Origin of the sequence: Flavobacterium sp. TAB 87 (genome assembly GCF_001529295.1) — a bacterium.
Lineage (GTDB): Bacteria > Bacteroidota > Bacteroidia > Flavobacteriales > Flavobacteriaceae > Flavobacterium.
Genome location: NZ_LLWK01000032.1, coordinates 150,349 through 165,624 on the forward strand (window position 1 = coordinate 150,349; position 15,276 = coordinate 165,624).

Genomic DNA, 15,276 nt, shown 5'->3' on the forward strand with positions numbered 1-15,276 from the left:
CAAAAATATTCTTTTTTGCTTAGTATATAACTACATGACAGCTATAAAATCACAAATCACCTATAAACAAATAGTTACTTAATAAGAAAGACAAATACTTTCAGAGAGAAGCTTTAAGAACATCTTTTAACTCGCTTAATATCATTGCAGTAGCTCCCCAAACTATTTTACTATCAATTTCAAAAGCAGGAACTTTTATTTTATCGGCATAAGAAGTAGACAAAATTGCTTCAATTAAAATGCGATCATCTAAAAAAGTTGAAAGAGGCAATTCAATAATTGCAGCGACTTCACTTGGATCGGGCACAAAACAAATTTCCTTATGACACACTCCCAAAAAAGGATGCACTTCAAAATTACTGGGAGGAATATACATGGGGGTGAAAGGACGGATAATTGCAATACTTTCGGGATCGACACCAACTTCTTCTTGTGTTTCTCTCAAAGCTGTAAAAGCATAATCACGATCTGATATTTCGTATTTTCCACCCGGAAAAGCAATCTGCGCAGAGTGAATACCGACGTACGTATTTCGAACAATCAAAACTAAATGTGTTTCTCCCTCTTTAGGATATAACAACATCATAACGGCAGCAATTCTGGGATTTTTTGATGAATAATCAACATTTATTAACGCATCTATTCGTTCTACAGGTGCCATTTTGATATGCGATTGCACCGCAGGCAGTGGTACTTGCGTGATATTAGGAACATATTTCAAAAATTCTTGGAAATCCATCTGCAAACCTTATTTTTGTATGCTAAGTAAGATATAAATATACTTCAGAAAATAGCTTCACACAAGTTTTTTTTTGAAATCAAAGCCAGTAGAATGTACAGTAAACAAGAATCACAAAAAATAAAAAGAGAATTTTGGGTTGCTTTCGCAGAAAAATATCCCCGTAAATGGGTGTTGTACGATACGAAAATCAAAGACTTTTCTTTTAAGTTTTATGTAGACAATAAAAAAGCACAAGTTCTTATTGACATTGAGCATCGCAATGACGAAAAACGTTTGGCTTATTTCGACAAGTTAGTCGCCCTCAAAAACATTTTAGAAGAAGAATTTGTAAAAGATCTGGTTTTTGAAAGTGAATACACTTTAGAAAGTGGCAAAAATATCAGTCGAATTTGGATCGAAAAAACAGGAATTGGCTTTAGCAATCGCAACAATTGGGAAGTAATTTTTGATTTCTTTTTTGAAAAAATGAATGCTTTGGAATTATTTTATCTGGAGTATGACGATTTTATTAAAGATATTGAGTAAGTTATTTTTAGAAAAGCTGCTTTCATAACTAGCTACTATTTTACAGCAAGTATCAATATCCTTTTAACTGTTAAAAATATTATACAAAATAATTCTCTTATTGTAATTAATGTACAATTGCTTTCGGTTGTCCTGTAATTTTCTTGTTATAATTGATAATTTACAACTCGTGCCTTCATTGTCAACACAAATAAAAGAATGTACGATATCGGTATCATTTTCTTCTGTAGCGATATAATCTGAAATCTCAAACCATTGTACAAATTGCGTATAAACAACAATTCGGTGTTTATCGGTATCTAAAACCACAGGAATATTTAATAACTCTAGCTCAGACCATTTGCCCCATTTATTATTATCTTTCTTTTCTAAAACACTAAATCCAGAAGTTCTGAATTTATAAGTCTGGCTAGTTGCTGTTTGGTAACTGAATGCGCAAACTAGCATTACAAACACAATTTTTATATAGTTCATACAATTAAAATTCTAAGGTAAGTGTTTCTTTTTGTGCGGTTGTAAAGTCATAAATTATCTCTTCGATAATTGCTTGAACTGGTTTTATGTCGTGTATTAATCCAGCAATTTGACCAATTTCTAATTCTCCTTCATCTAAATCTCCTTCGAACATTCCTTTCTTGGCTCGGGCTCGGCCTAGTAATAACAGTAAATCTTCTTTGGTGGCACACTTTGCGTACAATTCCTGCACATCATTATAAAACTTATTCTTAACTAAACGTACGGGTGCCAATTCTTTTAACGTCAATTGGGTATCGCCTTCTTGTACTTCAATAATTTTATTTTTAAAATTCTCATGTGCCGAAGATTCAACTGAAGCAGCAAAACGACTTCCCATTTGAACACCGTCTGCGCCTAAGACCATTGCGGCCAACATTCCTTTTCCTGTCGCAATTCCACCAGCGGCTATTAACGGAACTGTTATTTTCTCGCGCACCATCGGAATTAACGTGAAAGTTGTTGTTTCATCTCTTCCGTTGTGTCCGCCTGCCTCAAAACCTTCTGCTACAATAGCATCCACTCCAGCTGCTTGCGCTTTTAATGCAAAAACAGAACTGCTTACAACATGTACCACTGTAATTCCTTTTTCTTGTAAAAATGAAGTCCATGTTTTTGGATTTCCAGCCGACGTAAAAACAATTTTTACACCTTCTTCAACCACAATTTTCATTACTTCATCGATGTTCGGATACAACATCGGAATATTTACACCAAAAGGTTTGGAAGTTGCTTTTTGACATTTTTGAATGTGTGCTCTCAAAATTTCCGGATACATTGAACCTGCACCAATGAGACCCAATCCGCCAGAATTGCTTACTGCTGCTGCCAATTTGTAGCCGCTGTTCCAAATCATTCCGCCTTGAATAATTGGATATTTTATTTTGAAGAGCGCTGTAATTGCATTCATATTCTCGAACTTCTTATTGTTTTATAATCTTACCCGATTTGTTATATTTTTCTGCTTCGAAGGTATAAAAATAAATTCCTTCAGGTAATGTCTGCAATGAAATTGTATTTTTTTCTGAAGTAATTTTCTTTTCAAACAGCTTCTGACCTAGAGCAGAATATACAATAACTTTTGCTTCATCATCTTTCATCAAAGATAAAAATGTGATTTCATTGTGGGTCGGATTTGGATATAGCACAAAGTTGCTATTTTCATTTTCAGAAAAAGTTAAAACCAAATTAGCCGCGATACTAAAATCAGGAATTCCGTAACCATATTGATTGTTGGGTGTAGCAAAATTATCTGAAGAAGAGACAATTAAATCCCGAATCTGTTGATTCGTTTTATCAGGTAGTGCTTGCCACAAACAGGCCGCCATTCCTGCTAAAACAGGGGCTGAGAAGGAGGTTCCATTAGCGGTAACGATATTTCCAAAAGCATCCGATAAAACGGTTTGTTGTCCTTGCGCCATAATGTCTGGCTTGATTCTTTTGTCGGAAGTGGGACCAATAGAACTAAAATTCGCTTTATTTTTGGATGAATTTACTGCTCCAACCGAAAGTACTGAAACGGCATCGGCAGGAGCTCCAATATGAGGTTCGCTAGTACTTCCTTCGTTTCCAGCCGAAACAACCACCAACATTCCTTTATTAAACGCAATTTCTGCACCTCTAGAAATAAAGTTTGTAGCGCCATCCATATCTTTATACCTATGAGAATAGGCTTCATTATCATATGCAAAGTAACCGAGCGAGGTCGTTATGATGTCAACTCCTAAACTGTCTGCTTTTTCTGCCGCTTGGACCCAAAAAGATTCCTCAACGGGATTTTCTGATTCCACAACTTCTGTTACAAATAAATAATAAGACGCATCTAACGCTGTTCCTACTAATTTGTTTTCTGTAAATCCGCCCATTGTTGAAAGCACCAGAGTGCCGTGAGAATCACCATAATAAATGTTTTCATTTCTACTGACATAATTATACCCTCCCAAAATTTTATTATTAGCTCTCAATCGCTCAAAAGGTTGTGCAGTATTGACACCCGGAAAACCTGCATCTATAACAGCTATTATTTTCCCAGATCCCGTGTATCCATTTTTGTGAAGCACATCTCCGTGTAACATTTTAATTTGATTTACAGAACTACCATAAGCAAAATCAAGATTAGTTTGTAATTTGTTTTTAACTTTAACCGTCTTCCGCGTTGCTTTGTTTGTTGAAGTAGAATTGAAAGTTTTGTTAGCAAAATCAATTTTATCAATAAAAGACAACCGTTTCAATTCATTAATATCAGTAACGCTTCCGCGGATGTGAAGCGCATTCAACCATTTGGAATGTGCTAGAAGGGAAATACCTTCACTTTTTTTTACCTGATCGATATAGGAACTTTCCAACGGAATGTCCTTGAATTCTAAAACTATATTTTGCGTGCTTCGCCGATCCAGAGCACGTTGAGAAAGCATTTCTAGCGGATTATTAAAGTAAAATTGTGAATTGGGTTTGTCCGTAAAATAGACCCAAGCGTCGTCTTGTGCAAAAGCGATAGTAGAAAATAAAGTAAAAATTAAAATGTAATAATGTTTCATAATCCTTCACTTTATTATACAAAAAATGGAATAACAAAAATAGCTTTTATATTATTCCATTCTCTTATTGTAAACAGTATTTTTACGAAATCACTCCCGAACCTAATAATTCATTTCCATCGTACCAAGCAGCAAATTGACCTTCAGTAATTGCCGATTGTGGTTCTTGAAAGCGAATGTACATTCCGCTTTCAAATTGGTAAAGTGTTGCTTTTTGCAACGGCTGACGGTATCGAATACGTGCCATTACTTCCCTCTCCTCTCCTACTGAAAGCGCTAAATCAGTACGAATCCAATGCACTTCGGACTGTTCAATAAATAATGCTTTTTTAAATAGCCCAGGATGTTGGCTGCTTAAACCAGTGTAAATAGTATTGGTTTCTACATTAGTTGCAATCACAAATAACGGATCTGTTGTTCCGCCAACGTTTAACCCTTTACGTTGCCCAATGGTAAAATAATGGGCGCCTTGATGACTTCCTACCACTTTACCCATATTCGGAGTATACGGAAATTTCTCTGCTTCTAAAGCCAGCTCTTCCTCAAATGAGATTCCGCTTGGCTCGAAAGTATTATAGATTGGGTCGTTTTTATCAATTTGAATAATAGTCCCGTCTTTAGGTTGTAATTTTTGTTGAAGAAACTCTGGCAGACGTACTTTACCAATAAAACATAATCCTTGAGAATCTTTTTTATCGGCAGTAACTAATTCCATTTCAGTCGCAATTTCACGAACCTCAGGTTTGGTTAAAGCGCCAATAGGAAATAAGGCTTTTGCTAATTGTTCTTGTGACAATTGACACAAAAAGTACGATTGATCTTTATTCACGTCCGCACCAGCAATTAACTGATACACCGGTTTTCCATCTACTTCGATTTCGTTTTTTTGACAATAGTGACCTGTTGCAACGTAATCTGCGCCTAGACTAAGAGCAATTTTCATAAAAACATCAAATTTTATTTCTCGATTGCACAATACATCTGGATTAGGAGTTCGTCCCTTTTCATATTCGTTAAACATATAATCAACGATCTTTTCTTTGTATTGTTCACTTAAATCGACGGTTTGAAAGGGAATCCCAAGTTTTTCGGCAACCAATAAAGCATCATTACTATCTTCTAACCAAGGACATTCATTAGAAATAGTAACTGAATCATCGTGCCAATTTTTCATAAAAAGACCAATCACTTCATACCCTTGCTGCTGCAATAAATAAGCAGCAACACTTGAATCTACACCTCCAGAAAGTCCTACTACTACTCGCTTCATCTTCAATTTTTTCTTTTTTTATACGAGTGCAAAGGTACAAAACATTTATTAAAGCACCTCTTTAAGCACTAAAGCTTTGGTTTAACTCTCTTTTCTGGACTAACTTTACTTTTAGTCATTGACTGATTAATGGCCTTGGGATCGCTCATATTAACCTCTTTAACTAATTTTCCTTTTTCATAAAATTCCCAAACTCCTGCTTTTTTTCCGTTTATAAAATTTCCTGTAGAAATAATTAGACCTGCCCCATTTTTAAATACAGCTTGACCATTGTATAAATCATTGTTGTAATTAGATTCTTCGAGAATCAGTCCGTTTTCTGTATATTTTTTGTATGGTCCTTCTTTTAAACCATTTTTAAAAAATTGTTCTTCTGCGATTTTTCCACTTGAATAAAAGACCGAACGCAAACCCTCTAATTTACCTTTTACATAATTTTCTTTGGTCATAATGTCTTTCGACTTTTGATGGTAATAAATCCATTCTCCTTCAAGAACTTTATTTACGACTTTACCTTCACTCACTTTATTTTTGTTCTGATCATAAAAAACTACGTAAGCAGAACCATCATTTGCACTAAAATCGCGAGTAGCAACAATGTCCCCTTTTTTAGTATCATCGTAATAATTAAAAATACCTGTTTCTTTTCCGTGTAAAAAAGTGCCTTCGTAACGCGGTCTCTTCGACTCTTGATACACACCTTTCCAAACTCCGTTTTTTAATCCCTTTGAATCCAATTTATTAAAGTCTTGTGCAAACAAACTACAACTTACTAGCAGTAAAAAAAGTAATTTTCTCATATGGTTTATTTTATAAAATTCTAGGTACGTAAAGATAAAACACAAAAGTAAGCTGAAATTTTATACTACCCTATATATGTAAATATTCAGATTAACTATTGTTTACTTTTTATCATAAGCTAGAATAAAATCGTGATGAAAGAATTCGTAACAATGGTAACGTATAAATTGCAATAAACAACTCAAAACGCATTCAATCAACACATTAAAAGATTAAACAAAAGTGTTAAAGTTTTAATTGTTTAATCATTTTAGTAAAAGAGTAAACAAAATAAATGTAGCTTTACGTATTAATAATCAAAAAAAACAATCATGAAAACTTTAAAATTTAGCGTATTAAGCCTACTTTTTGTAGCATCTTCAGTCTTTGTTTCGTGCAACGACGACAATGATGAGCCAATGGTTCAAAAACCACAAACGATTACGGAAATTGCAAAGGCAACACCCGACCTAAGTATATTAGTGTCAGCTTTAGTTAAAGCTGATTTAGCTGTAACTTTAGACAAGCCAGGAGAATACACTGTATTTGCTCCAACCAACGCAGCGTTTACTGCCTTTTTAAAAGCAAAAGGGTTTGCTGATTTAAATGCCGTTCCAGTACCAGTTTTAAAAGAAGTTCTTTTAAACCACGTTTTGATGGCAAAAGTAAATGCTGCAGACGTTACAACTGGATACGTTAAGACGATGGCAAAAGGATCCGCTTCTGCTACCAATACATTGAGTATGTACATCAACAAAGGTGATAAAGTAGTGATAAATGGTGGAACTGCAAACATGGGAGCTACTGTAACTGCTGTCGATATTAAAGCGACTAACGGAGTGATACACGTTGTAGACGGAGTTATTGGATTACCTACCATTGTCAATGCTGCTATCGCAAATCCTAATTTTGCTACATTAGTAGCTGCATTAACTTTTAACCCAGCTTCTGGATTTGCTACGGTATTGTCAGGAACTCCTAGTTCTCCTTTTACTGTTTTTGCACCTACAAACGCAGCTTTTACAAGCTTTTTGGCAGAAACAAAATTCGCAGGTTTAAAAGAAATTCCTGCTGATGTTTTAGAAACTACATTAAAATACCACGTCGTTACTGGAGCAAATGTTGAATCAAAAGCATTAACAAACGGAATGGTTGTAAAAACTTTTGCAGACCAAAATATAACTATCAATTTAACTGGTGGTGCTAAAATTACAGATGCAAATGATCGTGTGAGCAACATTGTAGCAGTAGATGTACAATGTTCTAACGGAATTGTTCATGCAATTGATAAAGTATTGTTACCAAAATTTTAATTGTGATTGTTAAGCTGAAGGACGATTTTTTAAAGTAAATAGCGTTCTTCTCAAATGAAAAGGGTGAAAATCACGTTGATTTTCACCCTTTTTTTATACTCCTTAAATAGTACTAATTGCCAGTATTATTTTTTATCTTTTGCTTTTGCAGCTTCTTGTTGCTCCATTACTTCTTGCAAACGTCTCTGAAATTTACCTTGTTTTTTAGGCTCTTTCTTTTTATTCTCTTGAATTTGTGCATGAATCTTATCGCTATCTACAATCTTGTACTTAATTACATACATAATTCCGATTGTAATTACGTTCGAAATAAAGTAATATAAACTCAATCCAGAACCGTAATTATTAAAGAACAATAACATCATGATCGGAGAAATATAAATCATGATTTTCATCATTTTTGCCATATCTGGCATTCCTTCTTGTTGAGGGGCAGCCATTTGTTGGTCACCTGTCGTCATTTTCATGTAAAAGAAAATCGCAACCGCAGCCAAAATTGGAAACAAACTGATGTGATCTCCATATACTGGAATGGTGAATGGTAACTGTACTACAGCATCAAAAGAGGATAAGTCGTCTGCCCATAAAAAACCTTTTTGACGCAATTGCATTGCAGACGGGAAAAAGTTAAAGGCCGCGTACAAAAATGGCATTTGAATCAATGCGGGTACACAACCTGCCATCGGGTTAACTCCGGCCTTGTTGTACAACTTCATTGTTTCTTGCTGCTTTTTCATAGCATCTTTTTTATACTTTTCGTTAAGCTCAGCAATTTCTGGTCTTAGAACCTTCATTTTCGCTTGCGATAAATATGACTTGTACGTAATTGGCGCCATTGCCAATTTAACCAAAATGGTAAATACAATAATTGCAATTCCTAATGGGAAGTAAGTACTAATTAATCCGAAAATAGGAATAAATAGAAATTTGTTAATCCATCCAAAAATTCCCCAACCTAATGAAACAATTTTCTCTAGATTTTTATCGTAATGTTTTAAAGTCTTATAATCTGTCGGTCCAAAATACCAATGCATTTTGTAATCTACTTCACCATTTGAAAATGCCAATGGAAGATTAGCCTGAAATTGTTTGGTATAAACGGTATCAATTTTTTCATCATGAACCAAGCTCGTAGATTCTAAATTTGATGTTTCAAAGGGCTTATCAGTAATTAAAATAGAACTAAAAAAGTGTTGTTTAAAAGCTACAAAACTAACTTTCTCAGGAGTTTCTTCTCCGTGATTTCCAACACCTGCATAATCTATTTTTCCGTCCTCATATTCGAAATAAATCTCAGCATAACGATTTTCATAAGAAATACTTTTCTCATTACGAAATGACTTCAAATCCCACTTTAAGTCCAGTGGTTTTGTAGTATTCAACACTTTGTTCAATCCTTGAGAACGCACGTCAAAACCGATCATGTAATCGTTAGGACTCAATACATAACGGTATTCTAAAAACTCATTAGCTCCAGCTTTTAAACGCATGGTTAAGACTTGGTCTTCACCTGATTTGGTTAACGTTGGTTCAAAGAATAAATCTTTAGTATTTAAAGTTCTATTATCTGTTGTATTTAATTGAATGTTTAAATTCGAATTATTGTCTTTTATCAATTCAACCAACTCACCAGAATCTTTTCTGAATCTTTCGTATTTCTTAAGAAGTACTTCGACAATGTATCCACCTTTGTTTGCAATTTTTAATTTTACAAGATCATTTTCAATTGTTGTAAATTCATTTTTTGCTGAAGGTAAAGTAGCCGAATAAGCAAAGCCGCCTAAACTTTTTTGCATTTTAGCCAACTGTACAGAATCACCTGCGGTTGCAGTCTCCTCTGTTATAACAGCTGCTTTTTCAGCATCAACATTTGCTTGTGCTTCCTGTTTGTCAACTAATTCTTTCTTGGCTTTCTCAGCTGCAACTTCTGCCTCCGACGGTTTGTTTTGATACATAATCCATATCAAAATACCAAAAATCAAGATAAAGCCTATAACCGAATTGAGGTCAAATTTCTTTTTTTCCATTCTATTTTAAAAAAGTTCTATTTATAAAGTAGCACAGTATTTCTGCACCGCACTTTTATTATTTTTTATGATGCGCAACTGCCGCTGCAACAAAACTTACAAAAAGCGGGTGCGGACTGTCCACCGTGCTTTTGTATTCTGGATGGTATTGTACGCCAATAAAAAATGGGTGGTTTTGCAGTTCTACAATTTCTACCAATTTAGTATCAGGATTTACGCCCGAAGCGATTAACCCAGCTTTTTCTAATTCAGCTACATACTTATTATTGTATTCGTAACGGTGACGGTGACGTTCTGAAATAGTAGTTTCTCCGTAAATCGTGTGTGCTAATGATCCTTCTTTAATAGTACACTTCCATGCTCCTAAACGCATTGTCCCACCTTTATCGGTAATTGTCTTTTGCGCTTCCATTAAATCTACAACTGGATTTGTTGTATTTTCGTTCATCTCTGTTGAATTAGCATCAGCGTATCCTAACACTGTACGAGCATATTCAATAATTGCCATTTGCATTCCCAAACAGATTCCGACAAACGGAATATTATTTTCGCGTACATAGCGTACTGCAGCAATTTTACCTTCAATTCCTCTTTCACCAAAACCAGGAGCTACTAAAACACCGTCTAGACTACCTAATTTTTCTTCTACATTTTCATTCGTAATGTGCTCAGAGTGAATTGAAACTATATTTACTTTAGTTTCGTTTGTTGCACCTGCGTGAATAAAAGCTTCCAAAATTGATTTGTAGCAATCTTGCATTTCAACATATTTACCTACCAAACCGATAGTTACCGTATGTTTTGGATTTTTTAAACGCTTTAAGAAAGTGTTCCAAATTTTTAAATCTGGAGCCGCTTTTTTAGGTAAGTTTAATTTATTTAAAGCAACCACGTCTAATCCTTCTTCAAGCATTAAATTGGGAACTTCATATATAGTAGAAGCGTCAATTGATTGAATAACAGCTTCTTTTTTTACATTACAAAACAAAGCTAATTTTTGACGTAGATCTTGAGAAATTTCGTGCTCTGTTCTACATACCAAAATATCTGCTTTGATACCACTTTGCATCAACATTTTAACCGAGTGCTGTGTTGGTTTAGTCTTTAATTCCCCAGCAGCAGCTAAATAAGGAACTAAAGTTAAATGAATTACTAGTCCGTTTCCTTCACCCAGTTCCCAAACTAATTGACGAACAGATTCAATGTAAGGCAACGATTCAATATCTCCGACCGTACCACCTATTTCTGTAATAACAATGTCAAAATCACCCGATTTACCAAGCAATTGCATTCTATCTTTAATTTCGTTGGTAATATGAGGAACGACCTGAACGGTTTTTCCTAAAAATTCACCTCTACGTTCTTTTTCAATAACAGAAAGGTAGACACGACCAGTAGTTACGTTGTTGGCTTGAGATGTCGGAACATTCAAAAAACGCTCGTAATGTCCTAAGTCCAAATCAGTTTCTGCACCATCATCAGTCACGTAACATTCTCCATGCTCATATGGATTTAATGTTCCTGGGTCTACATTAATATACGGATCAAATTTCTGAATAGTAGTGCGATAGCCTCTTCCTTGTAACAATTTTGCCAAAGATGCTGCAATAATACCTTTTCCTAATGAAGAAGTCACACCGCCTGTAACAAAAATATATTTCGTTTGATTCATTCTGTTGTTGTTTGTATGTAGTTGTGTAAAAAAACGTGGCAAAAGTACAAATTTAATTAGACAAATAGATGATGTCTCAATTAGAAAATTTGCCAATTGAAAAATTAAATACTCTGAAAATTTAGAAAGAAGAAATTCAGATAATCATTAACTAGGATTTTTTTTATGAACTCCTGATCTAAGGATCACCTAATTTAATTTTTAAATCATTTCGGATTTGGATACTTTTTTTTAATATTTCGAATCAGATCTTCCAAGCCGTTTAATTTCAGTTCGTAAATTAACGCCAATTGCTGACCGAGCTCTCCCTTTGGAAAACCCTTATTGTGGTACCACACAATATAATATTCGGGTATCTCAATCAAAAAATAGCCTTCGTATTTACCAAAAGGCATTTTGGTATGAGCTAATTTTATAAGTTGTTTTTTGTCTTGTTCCATTTTAAAGATAAAGAAGCGAGAAAAAAGTGAATCATTTCCTTTTTTCTCGCTTCTAGAATATACAAAATTATTCTTTTCAACTGAATAATTTTATTGATTTTAAATTAAAAATGCCAACGCACAAATGCTTCCATTGCTGCATAAGTTGCCATTCCTAATTTATGATATTGCATTGCAGTTTCACTGTTTCTGTCTTCCGCACGTTGCCAAAATTCTCTAGCATCTGATCCTTGAAAAACAACACCGTCCTTTTGTGACTGGTGCTTGAAGATTCCGTGTCTTTTTTCTAAAACTTGACTTGGACTCATTGGAACTGCCATTTCGATTTCGTCAATTCCCCATTCTTGCCAAGCGCCTCTGTACAACCAAACCCAACAATCATCCATAAATGGTTTTGATTTTAAGTTTTTAACCGATTCGAAAATAGCATCCAAACAAACTTTGTGCGTTCCGTGTGGATCTGCTAAATCTCCTGCAGCATAAATTTGGTGTGGTTTGATTTTTTCGATTAAATCCATTGTAATTTGAACGTCTTCTAAACCAATTGGTTTTTTCTCAATCGTTCCTGTTTCATAAAAAGGCAATTCCATAAAGTGAATTTGATCGTCTGTTAATCCAACAAAATGGCTGGTAGAGCGCGCTTCTCCTTTACGAATTAATCCTTTTAAATAACGAACTTCTGGAATGTCAATTTCTGAAGTCTTTTTGTTTTTAAGGAACTCAACAGATTTTTTGAATATATTTTCTGCTTCTTCACTTTTAATTCCAAATTTACTGTTGTAATCAATTACAAAACGTGCAAAACGCAACGCTTCATCATCTGCCACAGCAATATTTCCTGAAGTTTGATACGCTACGTGAACTTCATGACCTTGTTCTTGCAAACGCATAAAAGTTCCTCCCATACTAATGATATCATCATCTGGATGCGGACTAAAAATAAGTACTCTTTTACGAGCTGGCTCTGCTCTTTCAGGACGATGGGTATCGTCTGCGTTTGGTTTTCCACCTGGCCAACCTGTAATTGTATTTTGTAATTTATTGAAAATTTTAATGTTGATGTCGTATGCTGGACCAGAATCTGCCAACAAATCACTCATACCGTTTTCAATATAATCGGCATCAGTTAACATTAAAATTGGTTTGTTAAGATGTAATGCTAAACCTAAAACCGCTTTTCTAATTAAATTGTCAGTCCAAGATACTTGCTCTACTAACCAAGGCGTATTGATACGCGTTAATTTTGAAGAAGCTTCTTTGTCTAAAACAAAAAGAACATTAGCGTGCTCCTGTAAAAATGATGCTGGCAGTTGGTTGGTAACTGGTCCTTCAACTGCAGCTTTTACTACATTTGCTTTTCCTTCTCCCCAAGCCAACAATACCACTTGTTTGGCTTCAATAATTTTTTTAACTCCAATAGTAATCGCAGTACGCGGTGTATTATTTAAACCAGAGAAATCTTTACTAGCTGCCAATCTCGTGATGTGATCTAAAGCTACTAAACGTGTTCTAGAATTTTGAAGAGAACCAGATTCGTTAAAACCAATGTGTCCGTTAGCACCAATTCCTAATACTTGCAAGTCAATTCCGCCTAAGGCGTCAATTTTTGCTTCGTAGTCGTTACAGTAAGCTGCAATTTCTTCTTTGGTTAAAAGTCCATTAGGAACGTGAACGTTTTCTTTTAAAATATCGACATGACCAAACAATTGTTCGTTCATGAAACGCACATAACTGTGAATAGAATCTGGTTCCATCGGGTAATATTCATCTAAATTGAATGATATTACGTTTTTGAAACTCAATCCATCTTCCTTATGCAAGCGTACTAATTCAGCATACAATCCTTTTGGTGAAGAACCCGTTGCTAAACCCAATACACACATTTCATTTTTTTCTTGTTTTGCCTTGATAACATTGGCAATTTCTCGTGCAACTTCTTTTGAAGCCGATGTAGAATTTTCGAAAACTATTGTATCAATATTTTCGAATCTTTTTTCAAAGCCAGTTGCTTTGTCGATACCACTTTTTAACATTTCGCTATTTTTGTTTAGTTTTTAGAGAACTTATTTATTCGTAGACCAACTTCTATACTTGTGGCCTTTGAATGCGAAAAACAATAACATTAAATAGGCTGGAAACAATATTGCGTAGGCAACTTGGTTTCCGCTTTTCGCCGTATCTGCAATGCCTTCTGCGACATTTGCATTGTTAATATTTTCGACTAAAGCACCATATAATAACGGAAAAATGGCTCCTCCAATAATCCCCATAATCAAAATAGCACTTCCTATTTTAGTGTATCCACCTAAATCTTGCAAGGCCAATGGCCAAATTGCAGGCCAACATAATGCGTTTGCTAATCCTAATAAAGCTACTAAAAGCAATACAATTGGCAACTCTGGAATGCCCGGCAATTGAATTTGCAATTCTGGTGAAAGTGAAACAATTAAGGCCACTAAAATTAATCCTAAAATTGCTGAAGCTTTTAACGCGGTAACTTGAGATACGTATTTCGGAATTAAAATTATTCCTATTATGTATCCGATAACCATGGCTGTCATCGTAAACGAAGTTAGTTTAAGATAAAAATCTCCGTTCGCTCCATAAACGCCTAATTGTTTGCCGAATCCACCAATGGAATCACCTGCCAAAACTTCGGCTGCAAGATACAACATTAATGTAATAACGCCCAAAACCAACTGTGGATATTTAAAGGCATTTTTAAGCTGTTGTAACATGCTGACATTCATAATTTCATCATCTCCTAAATCGATTTCGGGTAATGGCGCGAGTTTAACTAAAAATGCAAGAAATACGATTATCACTCCCATTAAAAGGTACGGATGTTGCAACTGAAGTGCTAAATCATCTAAAACTTTTGATTTTTGTACACTGTCTAGCAGTGCAATTTTATCGGCAGTGTATTCCTTCATATTCGACAATACTAAAGCAGTCAAAACTAAGGGCGCCAAAAATCCGGCTAACTTATTTGCAATTCCAAGCACACTAATTCGTGCTGCCGCACTTTCTCTAGGTCCGATTACCACAACATACGGATTTGCAGCAGTTTGCAAAATAGCCAAACCAGTTCCCATTACAAATAACGCAAGCAAGAAAAACACAAAAGTTCTGGTAGCTGCTGCAGGATAAAACATAAATGCCCCACAAGCAATAATTAAAAGACCTAACGATATTCCGTTTTTATAGCCTACCTTCTCAATGACCCACGAAGAAGGAATTGCCATTACAAAATACGCGATATAAAATGCAAAAGTTACAAAGTACGCTTGCGATTCGGTTAGTTCACACGCTAGTTCAAAAAACGGAATTAGTGGTCCATTTAGCCAAGTAACAAAACCGAGAATAAAAAATAAAGAAGTTAAAATTAACATCGGAATTAATACTCCGCCTTGGTAAATAGGTGTAGCTGTTTTGGTAGTATTCATTTTATTTATAA

13 protein-coding genes are annotated in these 15,276 nt (G+C 34.9%); 2 read left to right on the top strand and 11 right to left on the bottom strand.

Annotated elements, in window-relative coordinates; genetic code table 11:
- Positions 1-100: 100 nt before the first annotated feature.
- Positions 101-739: a CoA pyrophosphatase gene (locus AP058_RS04555; protein WP_066307295.1), complete on the bottom strand. Its 639-nt coding sequence runs from the start codon at positions 737-739 to the stop codon at positions 101-103.
- Positions 740-832: 93 nt separating this feature from the next.
- Here AP058_RS04555 and AP058_RS04560 point away from each other — a divergent pair, with 93 nt between their 5' ends.
- Complete coding sequence (locus AP058_RS04560; protein WP_066307296.1) at positions 833-1,267, top strand: DUF4268 domain-containing protein; 435 nt, start codon at positions 833-835, stop codon at positions 1,265-1,267.
- A 63-nt stretch (positions 1,268-1,330) separates the two neighbouring features.
- Here AP058_RS04560 and AP058_RS04565 read toward each other — a convergent pair whose 3' ends face one another.
- The 5 genes from AP058_RS04565 to AP058_RS04585 all read right to left on the bottom strand — a co-directional run bounded on the left by AP058_RS04565 (position 1,331) and on the right by AP058_RS04585 (position 6,387).
- On the bottom strand, positions 1,331-1,741 hold the full coding sequence (locus tag AP058_RS04565) for a hypothetical protein (RefSeq protein ID WP_066307298.1): 411 nt from the start codon (positions 1,739-1,741) through the stop codon (positions 1,331-1,333).
- Between the two features lie 4 nt (positions 1,742-1,745).
- A complete protein-coding gene (locus AP058_RS04570) occupies positions 1,746-2,690 on the bottom strand; it encodes a nitronate monooxygenase family protein (RefSeq protein WP_066307300.1) in 945 nt (314 codons plus the stop codon).
- A 13-nt stretch (positions 2,691-2,703) separates the two neighbouring features.
- Positions 2,704-4,317 carry a S8 family serine peptidase gene (locus AP058_RS04575; RefSeq protein ID WP_066307303.1) on the bottom strand — a complete coding sequence of 538 codons (1,614 nt, stop codon included), beginning with the start codon at positions 4,315-4,317 and terminating at the stop codon, positions 2,704-2,706.
- 82 nt (positions 4,318-4,399) lie between these two features.
- Positions 4,400-5,587 carry a tRNA 2-thiouridine(34) synthase MnmA gene (gene mnmA / locus AP058_RS04580; protein WP_066307304.1) on the bottom strand — a complete coding sequence of 396 codons (1,188 nt, stop codon included), beginning with the start codon at positions 5,585-5,587 and terminating at the stop codon, positions 4,400-4,402.
- Positions 5,588-5,655: 68 nt separating this feature from the next.
- Positions 5,656-6,387, bottom strand: coding sequence for a toxin-antitoxin system YwqK family antitoxin (locus tag AP058_RS04585; RefSeq protein WP_066307305.1), 732 nt, complete (start codon positions 6,385-6,387; stop codon positions 5,656-5,658).
- A 312-nt stretch (positions 6,388-6,699) separates the two neighbouring features.
- Between AP058_RS04585 and AP058_RS04590 the strand changes: the two genes are divergently transcribed.
- The gene (locus AP058_RS04590) at positions 6,700-7,680 is read left to right on the top strand and encodes a fasciclin domain-containing protein (protein ID WP_066307306.1); all 981 of its coding nucleotides are present in this window, start codon (positions 6,700-6,702) and stop codon (positions 7,678-7,680) included.
- Positions 7,681-7,805: 125 nt separating this feature from the next.
- On the opposite strand, the gene yidC is transcribed toward AP058_RS04590, so the two are convergent.
- The 5 genes from yidC to gluP form a co-directional block, all read right to left on the bottom strand.
- A complete protein-coding gene (gene yidC, locus AP058_RS04595; protein WP_066307307.1) occupies positions 7,806-9,707 on the bottom strand; it encodes a membrane protein insertase YidC in 1,902 nt (633 codons plus the stop codon).
- A gap of 58 nt (positions 9,708-9,765) precedes the next feature.
- Positions 9,766-11,379: a CTP synthase gene (locus tag AP058_RS04600; protein ID WP_066307308.1), complete on the bottom strand. Its 1,614-nt coding sequence runs from the start codon at positions 11,377-11,379 to the stop codon at positions 9,766-9,768.
- Between the two features lie 206 nt (positions 11,380-11,585).
- Positions 11,586-11,819, bottom strand: coding sequence for a DUF3820 family protein (locus AP058_RS04605; RefSeq protein ID WP_066307310.1), 234 nt, complete (start codon positions 11,817-11,819; stop codon positions 11,586-11,588).
- 104 nt (positions 11,820-11,923) lie between these two features.
- Entirely contained in the window at positions 11,924-13,852 is a 1,929-nt protein-coding gene (gene nagB / locus AP058_RS04610) for a glucosamine-6-phosphate deaminase (protein ID WP_066307311.1), read from the bottom strand.
- Positions 13,853-13,882: 30 nt separating this feature from the next.
- The gene (gluP, locus tag AP058_RS04615; protein ID WP_066307312.1) at positions 13,883-15,265 is read right to left on the bottom strand and encodes a glucose/galactose MFS transporter; all 1,383 of its coding nucleotides are present in this window, start codon (positions 15,263-15,265) and stop codon (positions 13,883-13,885) included.
- Between the last annotated feature and the right edge of the window lie 11 nt (positions 15,266-15,276).